12 protein-coding genes and 1 pseudogene are annotated in these 17,916 nt (G+C 69.4%); 5 read left to right on the forward strand and 8 right to left on the reverse strand.

What is annotated here, in order from left to right; all coding sequences use genetic code 11:
* Nucleotides 1-50: 50 nt before the first annotated feature.
* The 5 genes and pseudogenes from ABZS43_RS03390 to ABZS43_RS03410 form a co-directional block, all read right to left on the reverse strand.
* Nucleotides 51-2,147 (reverse strand): protein kinase, encoded by a 2,097-nt coding sequence (locus ABZS43_RS03390; RefSeq protein WP_355034186.1) that lies wholly within the window; start codon nucleotides 2,145-2,147, stop codon nucleotides 51-53.
* A gap of 99 nt (nucleotides 2,148-2,246) precedes the next feature.
* The gene (locus ABZS43_RS03395) at nucleotides 2,247-3,122 is read right to left on the reverse strand and encodes a hypothetical protein (protein ID WP_355034187.1); all 876 of its coding nucleotides are present in this window, start codon (nucleotides 3,120-3,122) and stop codon (nucleotides 2,247-2,249) included.
* Between the two features lie 1,820 nt (nucleotides 3,123-4,942).
* Nucleotides 4,943-5,758 (reverse strand): annotated as a pseudogene (locus tag ABZS43_RS03400) (serine/threonine-protein kinase); the annotation flags it as partial.
* A gap of 52 nt (nucleotides 5,759-5,810) precedes the next feature.
* On the reverse strand, nucleotides 5,811-6,506 hold the full coding sequence (locus ABZS43_RS03405) for a response regulator transcription factor (protein ID WP_355034188.1): 696 nt from the start codon (nucleotides 6,504-6,506) through the stop codon (nucleotides 5,811-5,813).
* Nucleotides 6,503-7,891 (reverse strand): histidine kinase, encoded by a 1,389-nt coding sequence (locus tag ABZS43_RS03410; RefSeq protein ID WP_355034189.1) that lies wholly within the window; start codon nucleotides 7,889-7,891, stop codon nucleotides 6,503-6,505. The genes ABZS43_RS03405 and ABZS43_RS03410 overlap by 4 nt, the downstream gene beginning before the upstream one ends.
* 197 nt (nucleotides 7,892-8,088) lie before the next feature.
* Between ABZS43_RS03410 and ABZS43_RS03415 the strand changes: the two genes are divergently transcribed.
* The 3 genes from ABZS43_RS03415 to ABZS43_RS03425 are packed head-to-tail and all read left to right on the forward strand — an operon-like array spanning nucleotide 8,089 to nucleotide 11,655.
* On the forward strand, nucleotides 8,089-8,409 hold the full coding sequence (locus tag ABZS43_RS03415) for a hypothetical protein (protein ID WP_355034190.1): 321 nt from the start codon (nucleotides 8,089-8,091) through the stop codon (nucleotides 8,407-8,409).
* A 28-nt stretch (nucleotides 8,410-8,437) separates the two neighbouring features.
* Entirely contained in the window at nucleotides 8,438-9,166 is a 729-nt protein-coding gene (locus ABZS43_RS03420) for an ABC transporter ATP-binding protein (protein WP_355034373.1), read from the forward strand.
* Nucleotides 9,163-11,655, forward strand: coding sequence for an FtsX-like permease family protein (locus tag ABZS43_RS03425; RefSeq protein WP_355034191.1), 2,493 nt, complete (start codon nucleotides 9,163-9,165; stop codon nucleotides 11,653-11,655). The genes ABZS43_RS03420 and ABZS43_RS03425 overlap by 4 nt, the downstream gene beginning before the upstream one ends.
* A gap of 20 nt (nucleotides 11,656-11,675) precedes the next feature.
* On the opposite strand, the gene ABZS43_RS03430 is transcribed toward ABZS43_RS03425, so the two are convergent.
* On the reverse strand, nucleotides 11,676-13,703 hold the full coding sequence (locus tag ABZS43_RS03430; RefSeq protein ID WP_355034192.1) for a protein kinase: 2,028 nt from the start codon (nucleotides 13,701-13,703) through the stop codon (nucleotides 11,676-11,678).
* Between the two features lie 373 nt (nucleotides 13,704-14,076).
* Between ABZS43_RS03430 and ABZS43_RS03435 the strand changes: the two genes are divergently transcribed.
* Entirely contained in the window at nucleotides 14,077-14,973 is an 897-nt protein-coding gene (locus ABZS43_RS03435; RefSeq protein ID WP_355034193.1) for a hypothetical protein, read from the forward strand.
* A gap of 10 nt (nucleotides 14,974-14,983) precedes the next feature.
* On the opposite strand, the gene ABZS43_RS03440 is transcribed toward ABZS43_RS03435, so the two are convergent.
* On the reverse strand, nucleotides 14,984-15,649 hold the full coding sequence (locus ABZS43_RS03440; protein ID WP_355034194.1) for a response regulator transcription factor: 666 nt from the start codon (nucleotides 15,647-15,649) through the stop codon (nucleotides 14,984-14,986).
* A gap of 85 nt (nucleotides 15,650-15,734) precedes the next feature.
* A complete protein-coding gene (locus ABZS43_RS03445; protein ID WP_355034195.1) occupies nucleotides 15,735-16,916 on the reverse strand; it encodes a histidine kinase in 1,182 nt (393 codons plus the stop codon).
* Nucleotides 16,917-17,115: 199 nt separating this feature from the next.
* On the opposite strand from ABZS43_RS03445, the gene ABZS43_RS03450 reads away from it, so the two are divergent.
* Complete coding sequence (locus tag ABZS43_RS03450; RefSeq protein ID WP_355034196.1) at nucleotides 17,116-17,913, forward strand: hypothetical protein; 798 nt, start codon at nucleotides 17,116-17,118, stop codon at nucleotides 17,911-17,913.
* Nucleotides 17,914-17,916 lie beyond the last annotated feature (3 nt).

Raw genomic sequence — 17,916 nt, forward strand, 5'->3', positions numbered from 1 at the left:
CGATTTGGTTACGCGACAACACAGTTCACTCAACGCCATGGCGCGCGTGGTCAGAAGAGGTAGACGATCGCGTTCTCGCCGCCGGTGCATGTCACGTAGTCGGGGCCAACGGTGCAGTCCATCGTGTACTCACGCTCGTTGACCGGACTGACCGCTGTCACGGTGCGATGGTCGCCCTCGACCGCGTCACCCGCCGACTCGCCGTAGACCTCGCGCACCGCCTCCGCGAAAGGACAACTCGTCACCCTGGATCCGGTGGCCGATGCCGATAAACGGCCGACCCTCGGCTTCGTCTGCGGACAGGTGTTGGCACCGTCGGGCAGCGGGACCGTCGCCGTCGACACCTCCCGCGCCGGGGACTCGGCGCCACCGCCGCGCATTTGCCAGCCGATCAGCCCCGCCGCGACCACGACGATGACCAGTAGGGCGGCGGATACGTACACGCGCGGCGAAATACCGTTGCCCGCGGCATCCGTTCGTGCGGGCGGAACAGGATGGGCCAGCGCCGACCGCTCGACAGTGACGGCGACGTCTTCGACCCGGCCGATCCGTGTCGTCGGCGGGGCCGACCGCGCGGAGGTCGCATGCCGCTCACCCGGTGTCGGGCCGGAAGTCCTTGTCGGCGTGGATCGCACCGGCGACCGGGGCGGACCGGTGATTCCCGCACGCATACCGCGGCCGGGACCGCTCGGTCCCGGCCCGGATTTCGCCGACGACTCGCCGAGATCGACGGTGGCGGGTTCGGCGCTACCGGTCCCGTGCGGGCCCACCGGGGTCGCGGATCGGCGATCGCGCGCCAGCGCGGTGAAATCGACGGTGGCGGCACTGGCCGCGCTCGCCTGCGCTGGACCACTCGATTGCGGGGTAGCTCCTGACGCGGCGGGTCCGCTCGCTGGAGGTGTCGCCACCGCTGGCCCGGCCGAAGCTGGCGCGACGAGTCGCGGGTTCGACTCGGCCGCACGGCCACCGGGTGTCGCCGCGGCCGGTCGGTTCTCCGGCGCGACCGCACCGAGATCAACAGTGGGGGCGGCGGCTCGCGCGACGGGGTCGACCGGCCCCGAGGGGGTGGGTTCGCGCGCGATCGATGGGCCGGGAACGGAACCGGATCCCCCCGGCCCGGGCCGGGACGAAGCGCCTCGGCCGCTCGGGCGCGATGACGGCCGCGGCTCCCGCGCCCCGACGATTCGCCGGGTGGTCGGGTCCGCCGCGCGGGCATCGCCGTACTCGGAACCGGGTTCCACGGCGGGGAAGACCACCGTTACGGGCGCGGCTGCGGCAGGATCGCGCCGAACACCCTGGGAATCCGGCGGTGGCGGTGCTGTGACCGCCGCGCGGGCCGCCGACGCCAGGGCGCTCGCGCTCGGATAGCGATCGGCGGGTTCTTTCGCCATACCGCGCACGACGACCTCGTCCATGGCCGGGGGCAGTCCGGGGTGTTTGACACTGGGGCGTGGCGGCGGCGTTGTCAGGTGCGAGCGAATCAAGACGCTCATGCCATCGGCGGGGAAGGGCTGCGTGCCGGTGAGGCATTCGTAGAGCACGCAGGCGAGGGAGTAGACGTCGGCGGCGCCGGAAACGGGCGCGATGTCGAAACGCTCCGGCGCGATGTAGTTGTAGGACCCGACGGCGGTGCCCGTGTCGGTCATACTCGGGTCGCCCGCCGAGCGCGCGATGCCGAAATCGGCGAGGTAGGCGAAATCCGACGGCGTGACGAGAATGTTGGCGGGCTTGACGTCGCGATGCACCAGCCCCTCGGCGTGCGCGGCATCCAGCGCCGCGGCGATCTGTTCGATGATGGCGACCGCGCGGACCGGAGTCAGCGGACCCGTCTCCCGCAGCACCGATCGCAGATCGCTGCCGCGCACCAGCCGCATATCGATATAGAGGACGTCATCGATCTCGCCCCAGTCGTGGATCGGGATGACATGCGGTTCGGCCAGCCGCGCCGCCGCCTTCGACTCGTAGCGAAACCGCTGCTGGAACACCGGATCCTTCGCCATATCCGGCGGCAGCAGTTTCACCGCGACGACCCGGCCCTTCACCGTGTCGTAGGCCTCGTAGACCTCGCCCATCCCGCCCCGGCCGAGCAGTGAGCGCAACTCGTACGGCCCGAATCGGGAACCGACCCGCGAATCCGCGTCATCCACCACCCCGTTACCTCCACCTCGCGGGCGCGGCCGTCCGGAACGCGCGCACGCGTCCGCGACCTCACCTACATTGTTCGCTCCCCCGCCGTTACCCGTTTCTCAAGACGAGCATTTGCCCGCGACCAATTCACCGAGGTGCTCGGAAATCAATGTCGCCATCTTGTCCATCGCGGTCATGCCGTCGGAGAACGTGCCGGAATCCGGTTGTGCCGCAAGGGCGACGGCGATCTGTCCGCCGGTGGTGGAGATCAGGCCGAACTGGCGCACGAGATATTTGCCCGACGCGTCGGGGCCCCACCCGCCCTTGAACTCGGCGCCGGTGAACGCGCCGAGCCCCCAGCGATGACTCGGGATGATCTGCTCCATCAGTTTGACCACCGTGGAGACCCGCGCCAGGCACGGTAACCGGGAGGCGAACCGGACCTGTTCGTTCAGTGACCATTCCGCCTGTCCGAAGGCCGAATATTCGGTGCGGGTGCGGGTCGCGGGTATCACGGTCTTGGTATCGCCGCCTTCGCGCAGCACCGCCTCGACCGCCGTCGCGGCCTCCTGTCCCGAGCCGAGCGCCTCCCAGAGCACGTCGGCGGCGGCATTATCGGATTCGGTGATCGCGGCGTTCGCGGCGAAACCGCCGTTGGCGGAGTCGCGGCGGACCGCGGCGATCGTCAACGGCACCTTCATCGTCGACCACGCCGGACCGGTGGTCCAATCGCCGAAAGTGACCACGTCGTCGCGGCCGACGGCCACGACGGCCATGCCGTAACGCCCCTTCAGGGTGGACTGCAACTCCTGGAAACCGGCCGCGAGGGTGCCTGGCAGGGTCATCTCCAGTTTCGGTTCCGAGACCGCCGCGGCCTGGGTGATGGTCGAGGACTCGCTCGGACCGACGCCACCGGGGTCGATACCGCACGAGGTCGCCAGAATCAGCGCGAGCGCGCCGGCACCGAGGGATTTTCGAATACGACTGTCAGACATAACTTGGCGCATTGCTGTTGAGAGCTCCCCACGATACCTGCGTACGTACGGTAACGGGCAACCGTACTCGGTGCGGGCATGGTACGCGTGGCGCGCCCCTGTCCGCAGCCCGACGTCCATCTGTGAGCGGGGACCGCTTCGGGCTTCCCGTCTCGCCCACGCTCCTGAGAGCCCCGCTTCGACACGCACCGAGCGTAACCCGCATTTCGGCGTGTCGGGGTGGGCATTCCGTTCGGAAATATCACCGTCCCGATAAACCATCGCACCGCACCGCCTGGTCAGTAGATGTAGACCACCGCGTTCTCGCCTCCCGTACAGGTGACGAGTTGTCCCTCGGGGACACAATTCATCGTGTAGCTGCGCCCGGTGACGGGGCTGACGGCCACGATCGATCGGGGTGCGCGCGAGGACGTGGCCGCTGCGGATTCGGCGTAGGCCTGCCGGACCGCCTCGGCGAACGGGCAACTCGTCACCTCGCTGCCCGCCGCCGCGCGTCCGAAGGAGCCGGAGGGCGGGCGACCCGTCGTACACGTCTTCGCGCCAGCGGGCAGGGTCGTCGAGGTGGTCGCGGCCGAGGTGGTCGCGCTGGGTGCGACGGCCCCCGGCGCGGTACTGCGCGCGACCGCCGACGTGGTGATCGCCCCCGCCTGGTCGTCCACGCCCGCGTCCTGCTTGCCGGAGCCGTACATCGACCAGCCGATGACGCCGCCGACGGCGAGTACCACGATCACGACCACCGCGACCAACATGGGCAGCACGATCGAACGCCGTGGCGCCTCCTGTAGGTAGCCGCCGGTGCTGTAGTCGTCGTAGTGGCCCGGTGCGCCGTAGCCGCCGTCACCGGGCGGCGCGTACCCCGCGGCGCCGTAACCGGATTCACCCTGGGCTCCGTAGCCGTACTCGCCCCGCGGATCGTTCGCGCCCTGCGGGTGATAGCCGCCCGCGGCGTAGAGGTGCCCGGGCGAATCCGGTTGGTAGTCCGAATACGCCTGCGCCGCGGGGTAACCTCCCGCGGCCGGATACTGCGGATCGCCCGGCACCGGCTGCTGCGCCGCGCCATAATGCCGAGTCGCGGCCACATGCGGATCGGATTCGTAGGCGAAGCCATCGCGTGAGGCGGGGTCATCGAATCCCGGTGCGCCGAACCCGTAGTGCCGGGTCTCCTCGGCCTGCGATCCGGAGATCGGCGCGGCGTCACCGTACTGCTGCGTCGGCGGTGCGTACGGTCCCGCCGGTGCGGCCCCGTCGTAGCGCTGGGTCGCGGGGGCGAACGCCCCCGGCGCCGGCGTGACATCGCCGTACGGCTGGGCGGCCGGACCGTACGGTTCCGGTACAACCTGGTCGTAGCGCTGAGTCGGCGGCGCGAAAGATCCCTGCGGCGGTCCATTGTGACCCTGGTGCGACCCCTGCGGCGACGATCCCTGCGGCGACATCGCGACGGGTGGTCCCGACACCGCGGGCACCGGCGCGTATCGCTGGGTCGGCGGCGCGGGGTACTGCGGCGGTTCGGCGGCCCCACCCTGCTCCTGTCCGAACAGATGCGCGTCGGGGAACGGGCGGACGGGCACCGGCGCTTCGTAGGACTGCTCGGGTCCGTACGGCGCCGGGTCCTGCTCTCGCCGAGGCGGCAACGGCTCGAATTGGATTTCGCTGGGCACCGCGGTCGCGGCGGTCGGGATGATCGACAGCTCCCCGGTGGCTTCCGGCGGCACCAGCGAACTCAGCGGGGCGGGCTGGGACTGCTGCCCGAAACGGGACGGGTCGGGTGTGCGGACGACGAAAGTCGGTGCGGGGGTGACCGGGCCGGTACTCGCCGCCACCCGAGCCGCCTGCGCCAAGGCGGCGGCCGTCGGATATCGGTCGGCGGGATCCTTGGCCATCCCCTTGGCGATCACCTCGTCGAGGGCGGGCGGAATTCCCGGTCGCTGCGCGCTCGGGCGCGGCGCCGGCTCGGTCAGATGCGACCTGATCAGCACATTCATACTCGCCGCCGGGAACGGCGTCGCCCCGGTGAGGCATTCGTACAGAACACAGGTGAGCGAATAGATGTCGGCGCGACCGGTCACCGGACCGACATCGAAGCGCTCGGGGGCCATGTAGATGTAGGAGCCGACAGCCATCCCGACCTGGGTGACGGTGCTGTCGCCCTCGGTATGCGCGATGCCGAAATCGGCGAGGTAGGCGAAATCCGCGTCGGCGATCAGGATATTGGCCGGCTTGACGTCGCGGTGCACGAGCCCGTTGGCGTGCGCCGCGTCGAGCGCGGCGGCGATCTGGTCGATGATGCCGAGTGTGCGCTCGGGCGTCATCGGCCCCTGCGAGCGCAGGATGGTCCGCAGGTCGACGCCGGAGACCAGTCGCATATCGATGAACAGGACGCCGTCGATCGAACCCCAGTCGTGGATGGGGATGATGTGCGGTTCGGCCAGGCGAGCGGCGGCCTGCGATTCACGCCGGAACCGCACCTGATAGACGGGATCCTTGGAGAATTCCTCCGGCAGCAGCTTGACCGCCACCACCCGATCCTTCACGGTGTCGTAGGCCTCGTAGACCTCGCCCATGCCGCCTTTGCCCAGCAGCGAGCGCAACTCGTACGGCCCGAACCGACTACCGACCCGCCATCCAGGTCCGTCCACCCCGTGAACCTCCGCTTCCCGGGCAGCGCCGAACAACCGGTCGTCCTACCCGTCAAAGACTGGATTCTCCTGGTGCGACCACCCCCTGGTCAAACGCAAAGACTATCGCCGCGGCCCGATCTCGCAGGTCGAGCTTGCCGAATATGTGTCCGACATGGCTTTTCACGGTGACTTCCGAGATGCCGAGCTTCCCGGCGATCTCCGAATTGCTCCGGCCGCGCCCGATCAATTCGAGCACCTCGTATTCGCGGGCCGTCAGTTCGCCGAGCCGGTCGGCCGTGCGCGCGGAGACCGGACGCACGGTCCGATAGGCCGACAGCACCCGTCCGGTGACCGACGGGTCGAGCCAGGCGCCGCCCGCCGCGACCGTGCGCACCGCGCGAATCAGATCCTCGGCGGGCGAATCCTTGAGGATGAACCCGGCCGCCCCGGCGCGCAGCGCACCCGACAGCAACTGGTCGTCGTCGAAGGTGGTGAGCACGAGTACCGGTGGCGCGCCGCGCCCCGCGCGCAGCGATCGGGTGGCGTCGATGCCGCCAACCCGTTTCATCCGCAGATCCATCAGCACCACATCGGGCCGCGCGGTCGCGATCGCGGCGGGTATCTGATCTCCGTCGCTGCATTCGCTGACCAGGAATCCGTCCCTGCGGCGCAGGATCCGGCGTAATCCGCCGCGCACCAACTCCTGGTCGTCCACCACGAGAACGGCGACGGCGTCCGCACCGTTCGCCGACGACGTCGTCGTCACAAACCCTCCCGTGCCGTAGTGGCGACATCGTTGTCCGCCTTCTCCGTAGGCTCGCGCGCTGCCGTCGACATGTCGCCATCCCGACCGGAACCCGAGCAGAGCATCCAGCCGCGGGACGTGGTGAGCGGGAATTCGGCGCGCACCGTCCACCCGTCCTCGCGCGGTCCCGCCGTGATCCTGCCGCCGAGCAGTTCCGCGCGCTGACGCATACCGGACAACCCCATGCCGCCACCCGCGTCGCGGGGCTGACCCGATGGCACGGTGTTGTCGACGACCATGCGCACCGCGGCGGCGTCCACCGCGAGTCGCACCCGCGCGCTCGCCCCCGGCGCGTGTTTCACCACGTTGGCCAGCGATTCCTGACCGATGCGATAGAGCGCGAGACCCACCCCCGCCGAGACCGCCCCGAGGTCGCCCTCCCTGGTGCAGCGCACATCGAGTCCGGCGCGGACGAAATCACCGACCAGATCCTCGATATCGCCGATACCCGGTTCGGGAACCAGCCTGGCCGGGGCCGCGTCGAGGAGTCCGATGGTGCGGCGGATATCCGCCATCGCCTGTCTGCCGAGGCGTTCGGCGTCGACCAGCGCCTCGACGGCGTCATCGACATCGCGATCGGTCTGCAACGCGTGCCTGGCGGCGGTCAGATGCAGCAGGGTGATGCTCAGCGAATGCGCGATGACGTCGTGCACCTCGCGCGCGATGCGCCTGCGTTCCTCGCTCGCGGCCTGGGCAGCGCGGATCGCCTGACTCTCGCGTTCCTGATAGAGGAATTTGCGCTGGTACTGCAACATCATGCCGACCAACCAGCCGAGCGCGACGCCGACGATGTACATCGGGAGGCCCTGCAGCCGTACGCCGTCGGCACTCCACTGGACATGTCCGGCGGCGTCGAAGGCGACCAATTCGAGCGCCGCGACCACCGCGAACAACGCGCTCCAGCGTGTGGGCGCGATGGCCGCGATCTCGGCGACGACGACCATGAGGACGAACGGTGCGAAATCCGCGGAGACCGACTGGGCGAGGAAGGTCGCGGTCGCCGCCAGCCCGGTGACGGCGAGCAGCCCCGGTGTCGGGGTGATGCCGAACAAACAGAACAGTGGCACGGTGGCGAAGGCGAGCATCATGGCCAGCAGCGGCAGCACCGTGGGGAAATATCCGTGACGCTGGATCGTGGCCGCGACCCCGACCACGGCCAGCGCGGCGTCGGCGCCGATCATCAGCGACGGCGGGTAGTCGAACGGCAGCTGTTCGAGATTGTCGCGCACTGCCGCGACCGGATTGCGTACGAAGGCCACGCATCGGTTCCGGACGCGGCCACGCTGCCCGACGGGCATCGCCGCCCGGGCGCCTGCCGCAGAGGGGATGGCGTGGATCACATCCATGCTCCAAGGCTAGCCGCCGCGTCGCGGCCCGCACATCGTCCCGCGAGCGGGCCCGGTCTCCTACCGGGGTAGGAGAGCGATTCGCGTCCCTGGCACGACGACACGGCCCCGGCGCGACCGTAGCGTCGAGGACATACTCGCCAACGCCCCGACACGATCGGTGGCGCCGCGGACGTACCACGGGAAGGTCCGACACCATGTCCTGGGAAGATCACCACCTCCGTTCCGACATCGTGCGCACCGTGCTCGACCGCGCGGCCCTCGATCCGAACGATCCCGCCCTGTTCTCCGGTATCCCGCAGCTGGAGCGACTGTTCGGCGGACCCGAGGGGTTGCTGCTCACTCTGCGCCATCGCTGGAACAACCATCTCGCCGCCAAATTGGATCAGGCGTTCACGCAGGGCCAGTCCGAGGTCGAGGCCTATCTCGAACTCTCGGCCGAACAGCCGGCGCTGCGCGCGCTGCTCGACAGGCAGTATCGTCACCGCGACTCGGTCGCCGCGGCCCCGGTCCGCTGAGACGATGAAAGAGAACGGGGGACAACAGATGCCGGAACCGGCCATGTTGGAACTGTCCGATATCACCAAGCGGTATCGGGTCGGCGGCCAGACGGTGACCGCGCTCGACGGGGTCGATCTACGAATCGAGGCAGGTGAATTCACCTCGATCATCGGCCCGTCGGGTTCGGGGAAGAGCACACTGCTACATCTGCTCGGCGCGCTCGACAGCCCCGACGCGGGTTCGATCCGCTTCCGAGGCGAGGAGATCGGCGCGCTCGACGAGGAGCGTCAGTCCGAATTCCGCAGGCATCGCGTTGGTTTCGTCTTCCAGTTCTTCAACCTGCTGCCGACGCTTTCCGCGTGGGAGAACGTCGCCGTCCCGAAACTGCTCGACGGCACCGGATTACGCAAGGCCAAACCACGCGCCATGGAACTGCTGGAACGGGTCGGGCTCGGCGACCGCGCCGCACATCGGCCCGCCGAATTGTCCGGCGGGCAGATGCAGCGGGTCGCGGTCGCGCGGGCGCTCATCATGGACCCGCCGCTGATTCTGGCCGACGAACCCACCGGCAACCTCGACTCGGCCACCGGCGCGGCCATCCTCGCACTGCTCGGTGATATCGCGGCCAACGGCAATTCGGTGGTGATGGTGACCCACGATATGGGCGCGGTGGCCTACTGCGATCGCGTGATCACGCTGCGCGACGGCAAGATCGGGTCGAACGACAAGGTCGACGGCACGGCCGAATCCGACAAGGACGCGGTGCGCGCATGATCGGCGCGGCCTTGGATCGGCTGCGGCTGTTCAATATTCGTGAACTGCTCGCCCACCGCGGCCGCTCGGCGATGTCGCTGGCCGTCATGGGGATATCGGCCGCGCTGCTCGTCGCGGTGCTCAGCATCTCCGGATCGGTGACCGGATCGGTCGACCGGCTCACCAAGGCGTTGGGCGGCAACGCCGAACTGGAGATCACCGGCATCACCGACGCCGGTTTCGATCACTCACTGCTGCAAGCCATCTCGACCACCCCCGGGGTCGACAAGGCGGTGCCCATGTTGCGCGCCCAGCTCGGCAGCGGCGCTGACCGCGCACTGCTGATCGGGGCCGACACGAATATGAGCGCGCTCGGCAGCGAACTGGCGGGCCCGATGTCGTCGCAGATCGGCAAGTTGATCACGGTGCCGAACGGGGTGCTCGTCGGCAGGGCCATCGGCAGGGCCGAAGGCGAGACGTTCCGCCTCGGCTCCGCGACGGTCACGGTGGCGGGAGTGCTCGATGAGCAGACCTCCGCGAAACTCAACGGCGGGCATATCGTCGCGGCTCCGCTCGGATTGGCGCAGAAACTCACCGACCGGGTCGGCCGACTGGATTCGGTGCAGATCATCGCCGCCGATGGCGCCGATATCGCGACGGTGCGCGCGAAACTCACCGACGTGGTCGATGGCCGCGCTGTGGTCGCCGATCCGAGTCTGCGCACGGCCCAGGCGGGCGGCGCGATCCAGATCGTGCGGTATTCGACGCTGATGTCTTCGGCTGCGGCACTGATTGTTTCGGGCTTCCTGATCTACAACGCGATGAGTATGGCGGTGGCCCAGCGCAGGCCGATGCTGTCGTTGTTGCGGGCGATCGGCGGCAAACGCGCGCCGATGGTGCGCGACCTGCTCGTCGAGGCGGCGCTGCTCGGCGTCTTCGGCGGCGCGATCGGCGCGGTGATCGGCGTCTTCATGGGCCGGATCGCCATCGGACGGTTGCCCGCCGCCATCATGCAATCGGTCGAGGCGCGCACCGAATACCTGGTGCCCGGCTATGCCATTCCCGTCGCGATCGCGGCCTGCGTCCTGGCGAGTGTTTCGGCCGCCGCCATCGCCGCGCGACAGGTGTACAAGGTCGAGCCGATCGAGGCGCTCGTACCGGTGGGAGTGGGCGGTTCCGATGTGGCGCATCCGGCGCTGCGCTGGATTGCCGTCGTCGTCGGCGCCGGGTTGGCGTGCGGTGCCGTCGCCCTCGCCGAGACCGATCTCGGCCGGGTGTCGCTGGCCGCGATCTCCCTGTCGTTCACCGCGGCGGTCGCGCTCTGTTACGCGGGCACCGGGCCGATCGTTCGGGTCGCCGCGGCGATCGCCCACCTGTTCGGCGCACCCGGCGCACTCGGAGCCACCACCTTGGAGCGCGCGCCGCGGCGGGTCTGGGCGACCGCGATGACCGTGATGATCGGGGTCGCCGCGACAGTCGCGATGGGCGGGGCGTCGCGCAATATGGTCGATTCCGCCACCGTCACCTTCGAGGAACTGGCCAGAACCGATATCTTCGTGAGTCCCAGTTCGATGGAACAGTTTCCGACCGGGCCGCTACTGCCCACCGGACTCGGCGGCGAGATCGCCGCGTTGCCGGGAGTCGCCGACGTCAATTCGGCGCAGATGGCCTTCGCCACCCTCGGCAGCGGACGGGTCATGCTGCAGGGTTTCCCCGCCGCGAGCGGCGATATCAGGGTGAACGCGGTGGACCGTTCCCTGCTGCCCCGCATGGCGTCGGGCGAAGGCGTGATCGTGTCCCGCGATGTGGCGCGGTCGCTGAATCTCGAACCGGGGTCGTCGGTGACGCTGCCTACCCCGACCGGAGCGCACACGGTCGAAGTGCTGCAGGTGATCCCCTATTTCAGTGCGGTCGCCGGTGTCGTCGTGATGGATCTGGACCAGCTGCGACAGTGGTACGAGCGGCCGGGCGAGACCATCCTTTCCGTCGATCTCCAACCCGGTGCCGATCCGGCCGCTGTGGTAGCCGACATCAGGGCGATGGTGCCGCCGGATCTCCACGTCGACACCGGACGCGCGGCCGTCACCGCCGTATCCTCCAGCGTGCGCCAGGGCTCGGCGATGAGCGCCGCCATCCTGTGGATCGTGGTGCTGGTCGCGACGGTCGCCCTGCTGAACACCCTGATGCTCTCGGTGCTCGAACGACGCAGGGAACTCGGCGTGCTGCGCGCCATGGGCACCGGACGCAGATTCCTGATGCGCTCGGTGCTCGCGGAAGCGGCGGGCATCGGAATCGTCGGCGCCGCACTGGGTCTCATCGTCGGCGCCGCTGTTCAATACCTGGCGACCGTCGCCATCGGGCACGCCATGACCATCGATATCGTCTACGAACCCGGACCGCTGATCCTGATCTACGCGGTGGCCGCCCTTGCCCTAGCCCTCCTCGGATCCATCCCGCCCGCACTGCGCGCCAGTCGCATGCCGATCGTGGAGGCGCTGGCCGCGGACTGAGCCGCACCGCGGCCCGGATCTCACAACGGGGCCGCCGACCACCATTCGGCGATATTCGCATCGGCGGAGGGTTGCAGGGATTGGGGGTTCTTCGAGGTGCCCTGATGGCTGACGTAGAGGAGGTAGCCGGCGCGAGCCGGGTCGTCCTCGAAGCTGACCACCATTTTCGCGGTGTAGAAATACGGCTGGAGGGGACCGGGCGGGTCCGGCACTATCCACCCGTGGCGCGTGTGCCTGACACCGTTCTTGAGACCGGGGGTTTCGGTATTCGAGGGAAGGGCGGCGACCGTCGCGCGCGCGGCGGCCGGGGAGTCGTAGCCGAGAATCGTGTAGCTCATATGGCTCTGGTCGTCGACGTCGCGGTCGCACTGCCACGCGATGACCCACGAACTCGACCGCAGCGGTGCGTCTTTCGGCTCGAAGCCCTCGCCCTGGCGGTACGCGGCGCATTCGGCGTCCTGGTAGCCCTCGCCCCAGTCGACGCCACCAGGCGGCAACAGCCGCGGGAAAGCCCGCACGCTGGCCGTCACGGGGTCGGGTGCGCCGCTCGGTGTGACGGATCGGAGGCTCGACGTCGCGGGTGACGCGGCGGTGTCGGACGGCTCCGAGCCGATCAGTACCACCGCGATCAGGGCAACGGCGGCGACGACGATCGCGACCACGCCGACGGCGAGCACCCCGATCAGTACGCCGGTCGCACGCGATGTCGTCCGCGGCGTGCTGTCGGCGGCGACCGGCGGCGGATAGCCGGGGGCGACGGAATTCGCCTGTCCCTCGACGAGATCCACGCCGACCGCGCCCGCCGCGGCCGGCTGCGCCGACTCGTCGCCTCGCGGCACCGGCTGATCCCCGACCGTGACAGCGCCGGTATCGGCCGAACCCGCCTGCGCGGCGGGCGGGGACGCGTGCTCGGACCACTCCGCCCGGCCCTCCTTCGTCTCGGCCGCCGGTCCGGACTCGCTCGTTCCGTGTTGTGGGGCAGGGTGAGCGGGCGCCGGGCTCTGCGACGCGGCCGGATAGGCGGGCGCGGGATTCTGCGGCGGCACCGGGTAGCCGGGCGCCGGATTCTGCGGCACCGCCTGATATCCGGGCGGGCCGGGAGCGGGTGGGAATTGTTGGGCGGGTGCGGGATACGCGCCCGGCGGCATCGACGGAAATGTCTGGTCGGCCCGCACGACCGCGCCGGGTGGCGGGCTGGGCAGGCGGGGGCCGGAGGTGGTGGTGAGGGCGTGTTTGGCGGCGGCGGCGAATTCGGCGCAGGTGTTGTATCGATGTTCGGGGCGTTTGGCCATTCCGGCGGCGAGCACCGCGTCCATCGCGGGGTTCAGGCCGCGGCGGCGCACGGCCAGCGGAGGCAGGGCGAGTTGGAGGTGACCACGGATGATATCGGCGGGATTGTCGGCATCGAAGGGGCCGACTCCGGCGAGCAGCCAGTACAGCGTGCAGGCCAGCGCGTACTGGTCGGTGCGCGGGTCGAGGTGGCCGCCGGTCATCTGTTCGGGCGAGGCATAGGCGAGGGTGGCGGTGAACATACCGGTCTGGGTGAGGTGGGTGGAATCCTCACGTAGTCGTGCGATGCCGAAGTCGGTGAGGAAGACGCGCTCCCCCTGCCCGCCGGAGGATCGGGCCAGCATGATGTTGGCCGGTTTGACGTCGCGGTGCAGCACACCCATGCCGTGCGCGTAATCCAGTGCGGCGGCGACACCCTCGATGATCTGCACGGCCCGTTCGGGCGGCAAGGTCATCGGATTCACCGAGGCGGCGTCGACGCCATCGATGTATTGCATGGCGATCCACAACTGACCGTTCTCCGAGCCCCTGTCGTACACCGTGACGATGCTCGGGTGGTCCAGTTGCGCGGCGAGATCGGCTTCCCGTTCGAATCGGGCGCGCACCTCGTTGTCGGTGTAGAGGTCGGGATTGAGCAATTTCAGCGCGGTCTGCCGGGAGAACCGCGGATGCCTCGCCAGGTATACCGATCCCATCCCACCCTGCCCGAGCAGTCGCTCGACGGTGTATCCCGCGAACACGTCACCGCTGTTCAGCAACGCCGCCCCCTTCCGTGAACCACCACAGGAATCGAGGGTAGCGAGTGCGCCGCCGACGCTCGCCGCGTACGAGATCCGGGGGCGGCGGTGTGGCCGTCGCGGGTGCGCCGATCGGCACAGCGCCCCCTCGTCGTGAACGGAGCCGAACGCATCGAGCGCACCACTCGAGCCTACCCGGTGAGCGCCTGGCCACGGGATTTCGAATTCTCGGCGAAAATCGGCAAAACTAGGAGCGGGACATCGTCGTCGCGTCATGATTCGCGGCGCGCACGAGGATGTTCCCGCCGTCCGGCATTCGCCCGGATCGGCGAGATGAGGAGTGTTTCACCGCCGATGAGCTTTGCAGTGTGCTGGTGGTGGGGAGGACGCGGTGGTGAAGTCGGCTCGAACGGTTCATGTCCCTCGATCGGTACTGCGCGGTACCGCCGTCCTCGTACTGCTGATCCTCGCCTCCTGCGCCCTGCTGCCGCAGCAGCACGACGCGTCCGGTGCGACGACGGTCACCCTGAATTCCGGCGGGGCGTGGCGTTCCGGTTGGTCGGTCGCCCGGCCCGGTTCCTTCGCCGCCGATTTCACCCAGTTGCAGCCGACGCTGGCGGGCCAGGTCGGAATGGCGATCATGCCGGTCGGCGGTGGCCGGATGACGGTATTCGGCGACTGGACGACCGGCATCGCCTGGTCGACCATCAAGGTTCCGCTTGCCATCGCGGCGTTGCGGCATGATCCGGCGGGCGCGCTCGACGACGCGGAGGCGGCGATCACCTACTCCGACAACGGCGCGGCGGAGGCGCTGTGGCAGTCGCTCGGCGACGGCCTGGAAGCGGCGCAGGCGGTGCAGGACGTCCTGGACGAGGCCGGTGATCTCACCACCGGTGTCGCCGGTCCTCGGACGACGCTGGACTACACCTCGTTCGGTTCCACCGAATGGACGCTGACCGAGCAGGTGCGCTTCGCCTCGAAGCTGCCGTGCCTCGCGCAGACCGGCGAGGTGACCAAACTGATGGGCGAGATCACGCCCGAACAGGGATGGGGCCTCGGCACGATCGACGGCGCCGAATTCAAGGGCGGCTGGGGCCCCGACGACGACACCGGCATCTACACGGTCCGCCAATTCGGCCTGGTGCCGACCCCTTCCGGCCGGATGGCCGTCGCGGTCGCCGCGCAGGCCGATTCGGGTACCTACGAGGACGGCACCGCGCTGCTGGACCGGCTGGCCCGGTTGATCGACAGGCACCGCGACGAATTGCGCGGCGGCGAATGCGCGCACTGAGCCACCGGGTTCAGCCAGGGGTGACCAGCCCGGATTCGTAGGCCAGCACAACCGCCTGCGCCCGGTCGCGCAGACGCAGCTTCGAGAAGACCTTGGAAACATGGGTTTTCACGGTCTGTTCGGCGACGAACAGGTTCTCCGCGATCTCGGTGTTGGACATGCCCTTGGCGATCAGTTCCAGCACTTCCCGTTCCCGTGGTGTCAGCGAGGCGAGCGCGGGCGCCGGTTTGGCGCGGGTCGCGGTGCGACGGCGGGTGACATCGGCGATCAGCCTGCGGGTGACGGTGGGCGCGAGCAACGCCTGCCCGTCGGCGACCACCCGGACCGCGCGCACCAATTCCTCGGCGGGCGCGTCCTTCAGCAGGAATCCGCTGGCGCCCAGACTCAGAGCTTCGTAGACGTAGTCATCGATATCGAAGGTCGTGAGCATGAGCACCCGCACCGGCGGGTCGAATCCGGCGGCCAGAATGGCGCGGGCGGCGTCCAGGCCGTTCATCTCCGGCATCCTGACATCCATCAGCACCACATCCGGGCGCAGTCGCTTGGCTTCGGCCACCGCGACCTTCCCGTCCGGCGCGTCCCCCACCACGCTGATATCCGGTTGGGCGGCGAGCAGTGCGCCGAACCCCTGGCGCACCATCGCCTGGTCGTCGGCGATCAGAACCGTAATAGCCACGCGCCCAGCGTAAGGCTCCCCGCTCACCCCGCGTCCGCACCGGTCGTCGGTGTGGCCGACCCTCGTCGCCTCCCGGAGATGACGGCTACCCCGGCGCGGCGGGCAGCACGTCTTCGGCCGACCGCGGCTCAGGTGTGCCAGGCCCGAGCGGCAGCCGCGCCTCGACGAGGAAACCGCCGTCCGCGCTCGGTCCCGCGATCACCTCGCCGCCCACCGCGATGGCCCGTGCGCGCATCCCCGCGATACCGTGGCCGCCGTTGCCGACCGGACGCGCCGGGTGCGCGCCCGCGGCATTGAGGACACGCAGACTCAGGTCGAGATCGCGGGTGACGCGCACCTGGACGGGTGCGCCGGGTGCGTGACGCGCGGCGTTGGACAGCGACTCCTGCACGATGCGATACAGCGCGAGGCCGGTCGTCTCCCCCACGGTGCCGAGGTCGCCGGTCACGGTCCACTCGATCGAGACGCCCGCGCGCCGCGCCCCGTCGAACAGGCTCGTCACGTCGGCGGCCTTCGGCTGCGGGGCGTGTTCGGGCAGTTGGCCGTCGCTGCGCAGCACCCCGAGCATGCCCCTGATCTCGTTCAACGCCTCGCGGGCGGTGGCTCCGATGGATTCGAATTCCAGCCGCGCCGCCGGGCTGACGTCTTCGACCCGGTAGGGCGCGGTCTGTGCCTGCACCACCACCAGCGACATATGGTGGGCGACCACATCGTGCAGGTCGCGGGCGATGCGCGCCTTCTCCTCCAGAATCGCGCGACGGGCGCGCTCCAGTTCGTTCTCTTCCTCCTGCCGCAGCAATTGCACGCGCGAGGAGACCAGCCAGCGGACCAGCAGCGCGAACAGCACCACCGCCGACAATCCGATCGGCCAGCCCCATGCCGCGCTCACCCCCTCGCCGGAGGTGGTCGTCGCGAACAGCAGCGAGGTGGCGAACCAGGCGACGGCGACGATCTGCATCGACGCGCGCAACCCCACCGCGAACAGCAAGGCGATCAGTGCCAGGATCTGCACCACCTGGAAAGGCAGATCACTACCCGGCTGATGCGGAATCGCCAAGGCGATGACCAGCGCGGACCCGGCGGAAATGGCCCAGCCCAGCGCCGGATTGACCCGCGCGAGCAGAATCGGGAAGGCGGCGAGCGCGGCGATGAACGGCTGGACCGCCACCGGAACGACGTGGGTGACGTGCAGCGTCGGCCACGCGACGGAATAGAACACGATCGCCGTGATCACGGTGCACACGTCGATCCGCGTTCGCGCGCTCATCCGCCCGAACCGGGCACGGCTTGTCTGTTCCATGTCTACGACAGTAGGAACCCGGCCGCATCGGAGCCTCATACCGGCGGGTGAATCGCCACCCGTACCCGGGGGTGAGACGACGCCGCTACTCCCCCACCGGCAGGCGCGGCGAACCGGACTTCGGCGGGAGGCGGGCGGGCGCACCCGATTCCTAGCGTCGAGGATCATGAGCACCTCGAGCACCGCACGGCAGGTGAGCGCCCGATCCGAGGCCGCTCCGGTCCGCACCGGTCCCGTCGCAGTACGCCGTGCCGCCATACACCGTGTCGCCGCACACCGTGCCGCCGTGCGGCGCTGCGCGGCCGTGACAGCCGTCGCGCTGACGGCGATCACGGCCACCGTCACCCTCGCGCCCGCCGCGCGGGCCACCGTCGTCGACCGGCCCGGCATCGAAAACGCCTCGGCCGCACAGGCTGTCACCGCGATCACCGGCGGCGAGACCGGCGCTGTGCCCGATGATTTCGCCTCGGTGCTCGGTTATCACCCCGGCACCATCGACGGTCTGCTGGTGAACCCGAGCGGTGACTGCTCGTCACCGGTACCGCTGCCCGCCGAATTCGATATCGCCTGCAAGGCACACGATCTCGGCTATGACCTGTTGCGCTACGCGGATCATCACGGTGAACCGCTCGGTCCGTGGGCCCGTCAGGCCATCGACACCGCCCTCGACCGACGTATGCGACGGGCGTGCGCTGACCGCACCGGCGCGGTCGAGCGCGCGAGCTGTTTCGCGATGGCCGATATCGCCGACGTGGCTGTCGACCTGAACTCGCGCCGCCAGCACTACGGCACGCCGGTGGTCGAATCGCTGTTCGGGCCTGCCGGTGGCAGCGGGTGGCTGGTCGGCAGTATCGGGCTCGGGGCCGCCGGGCTGGTTGCTCTGCTCGTGTTCCTGATCGACGCGCCGCGTCGTTCGATCGATGACAGGCGGGCGGCATTGTTCGGTGCGGGGGCATGGACGTGACGA

Origin of the sequence: Nocardia sp. NPDC005366 (genome assembly GCF_040606855.1) — a bacterium.
In the GTDB taxonomy this organism is placed as follows: Bacteria; Actinomycetota; Actinomycetes; order Mycobacteriales; family Mycobacteriaceae; genus Nocardia.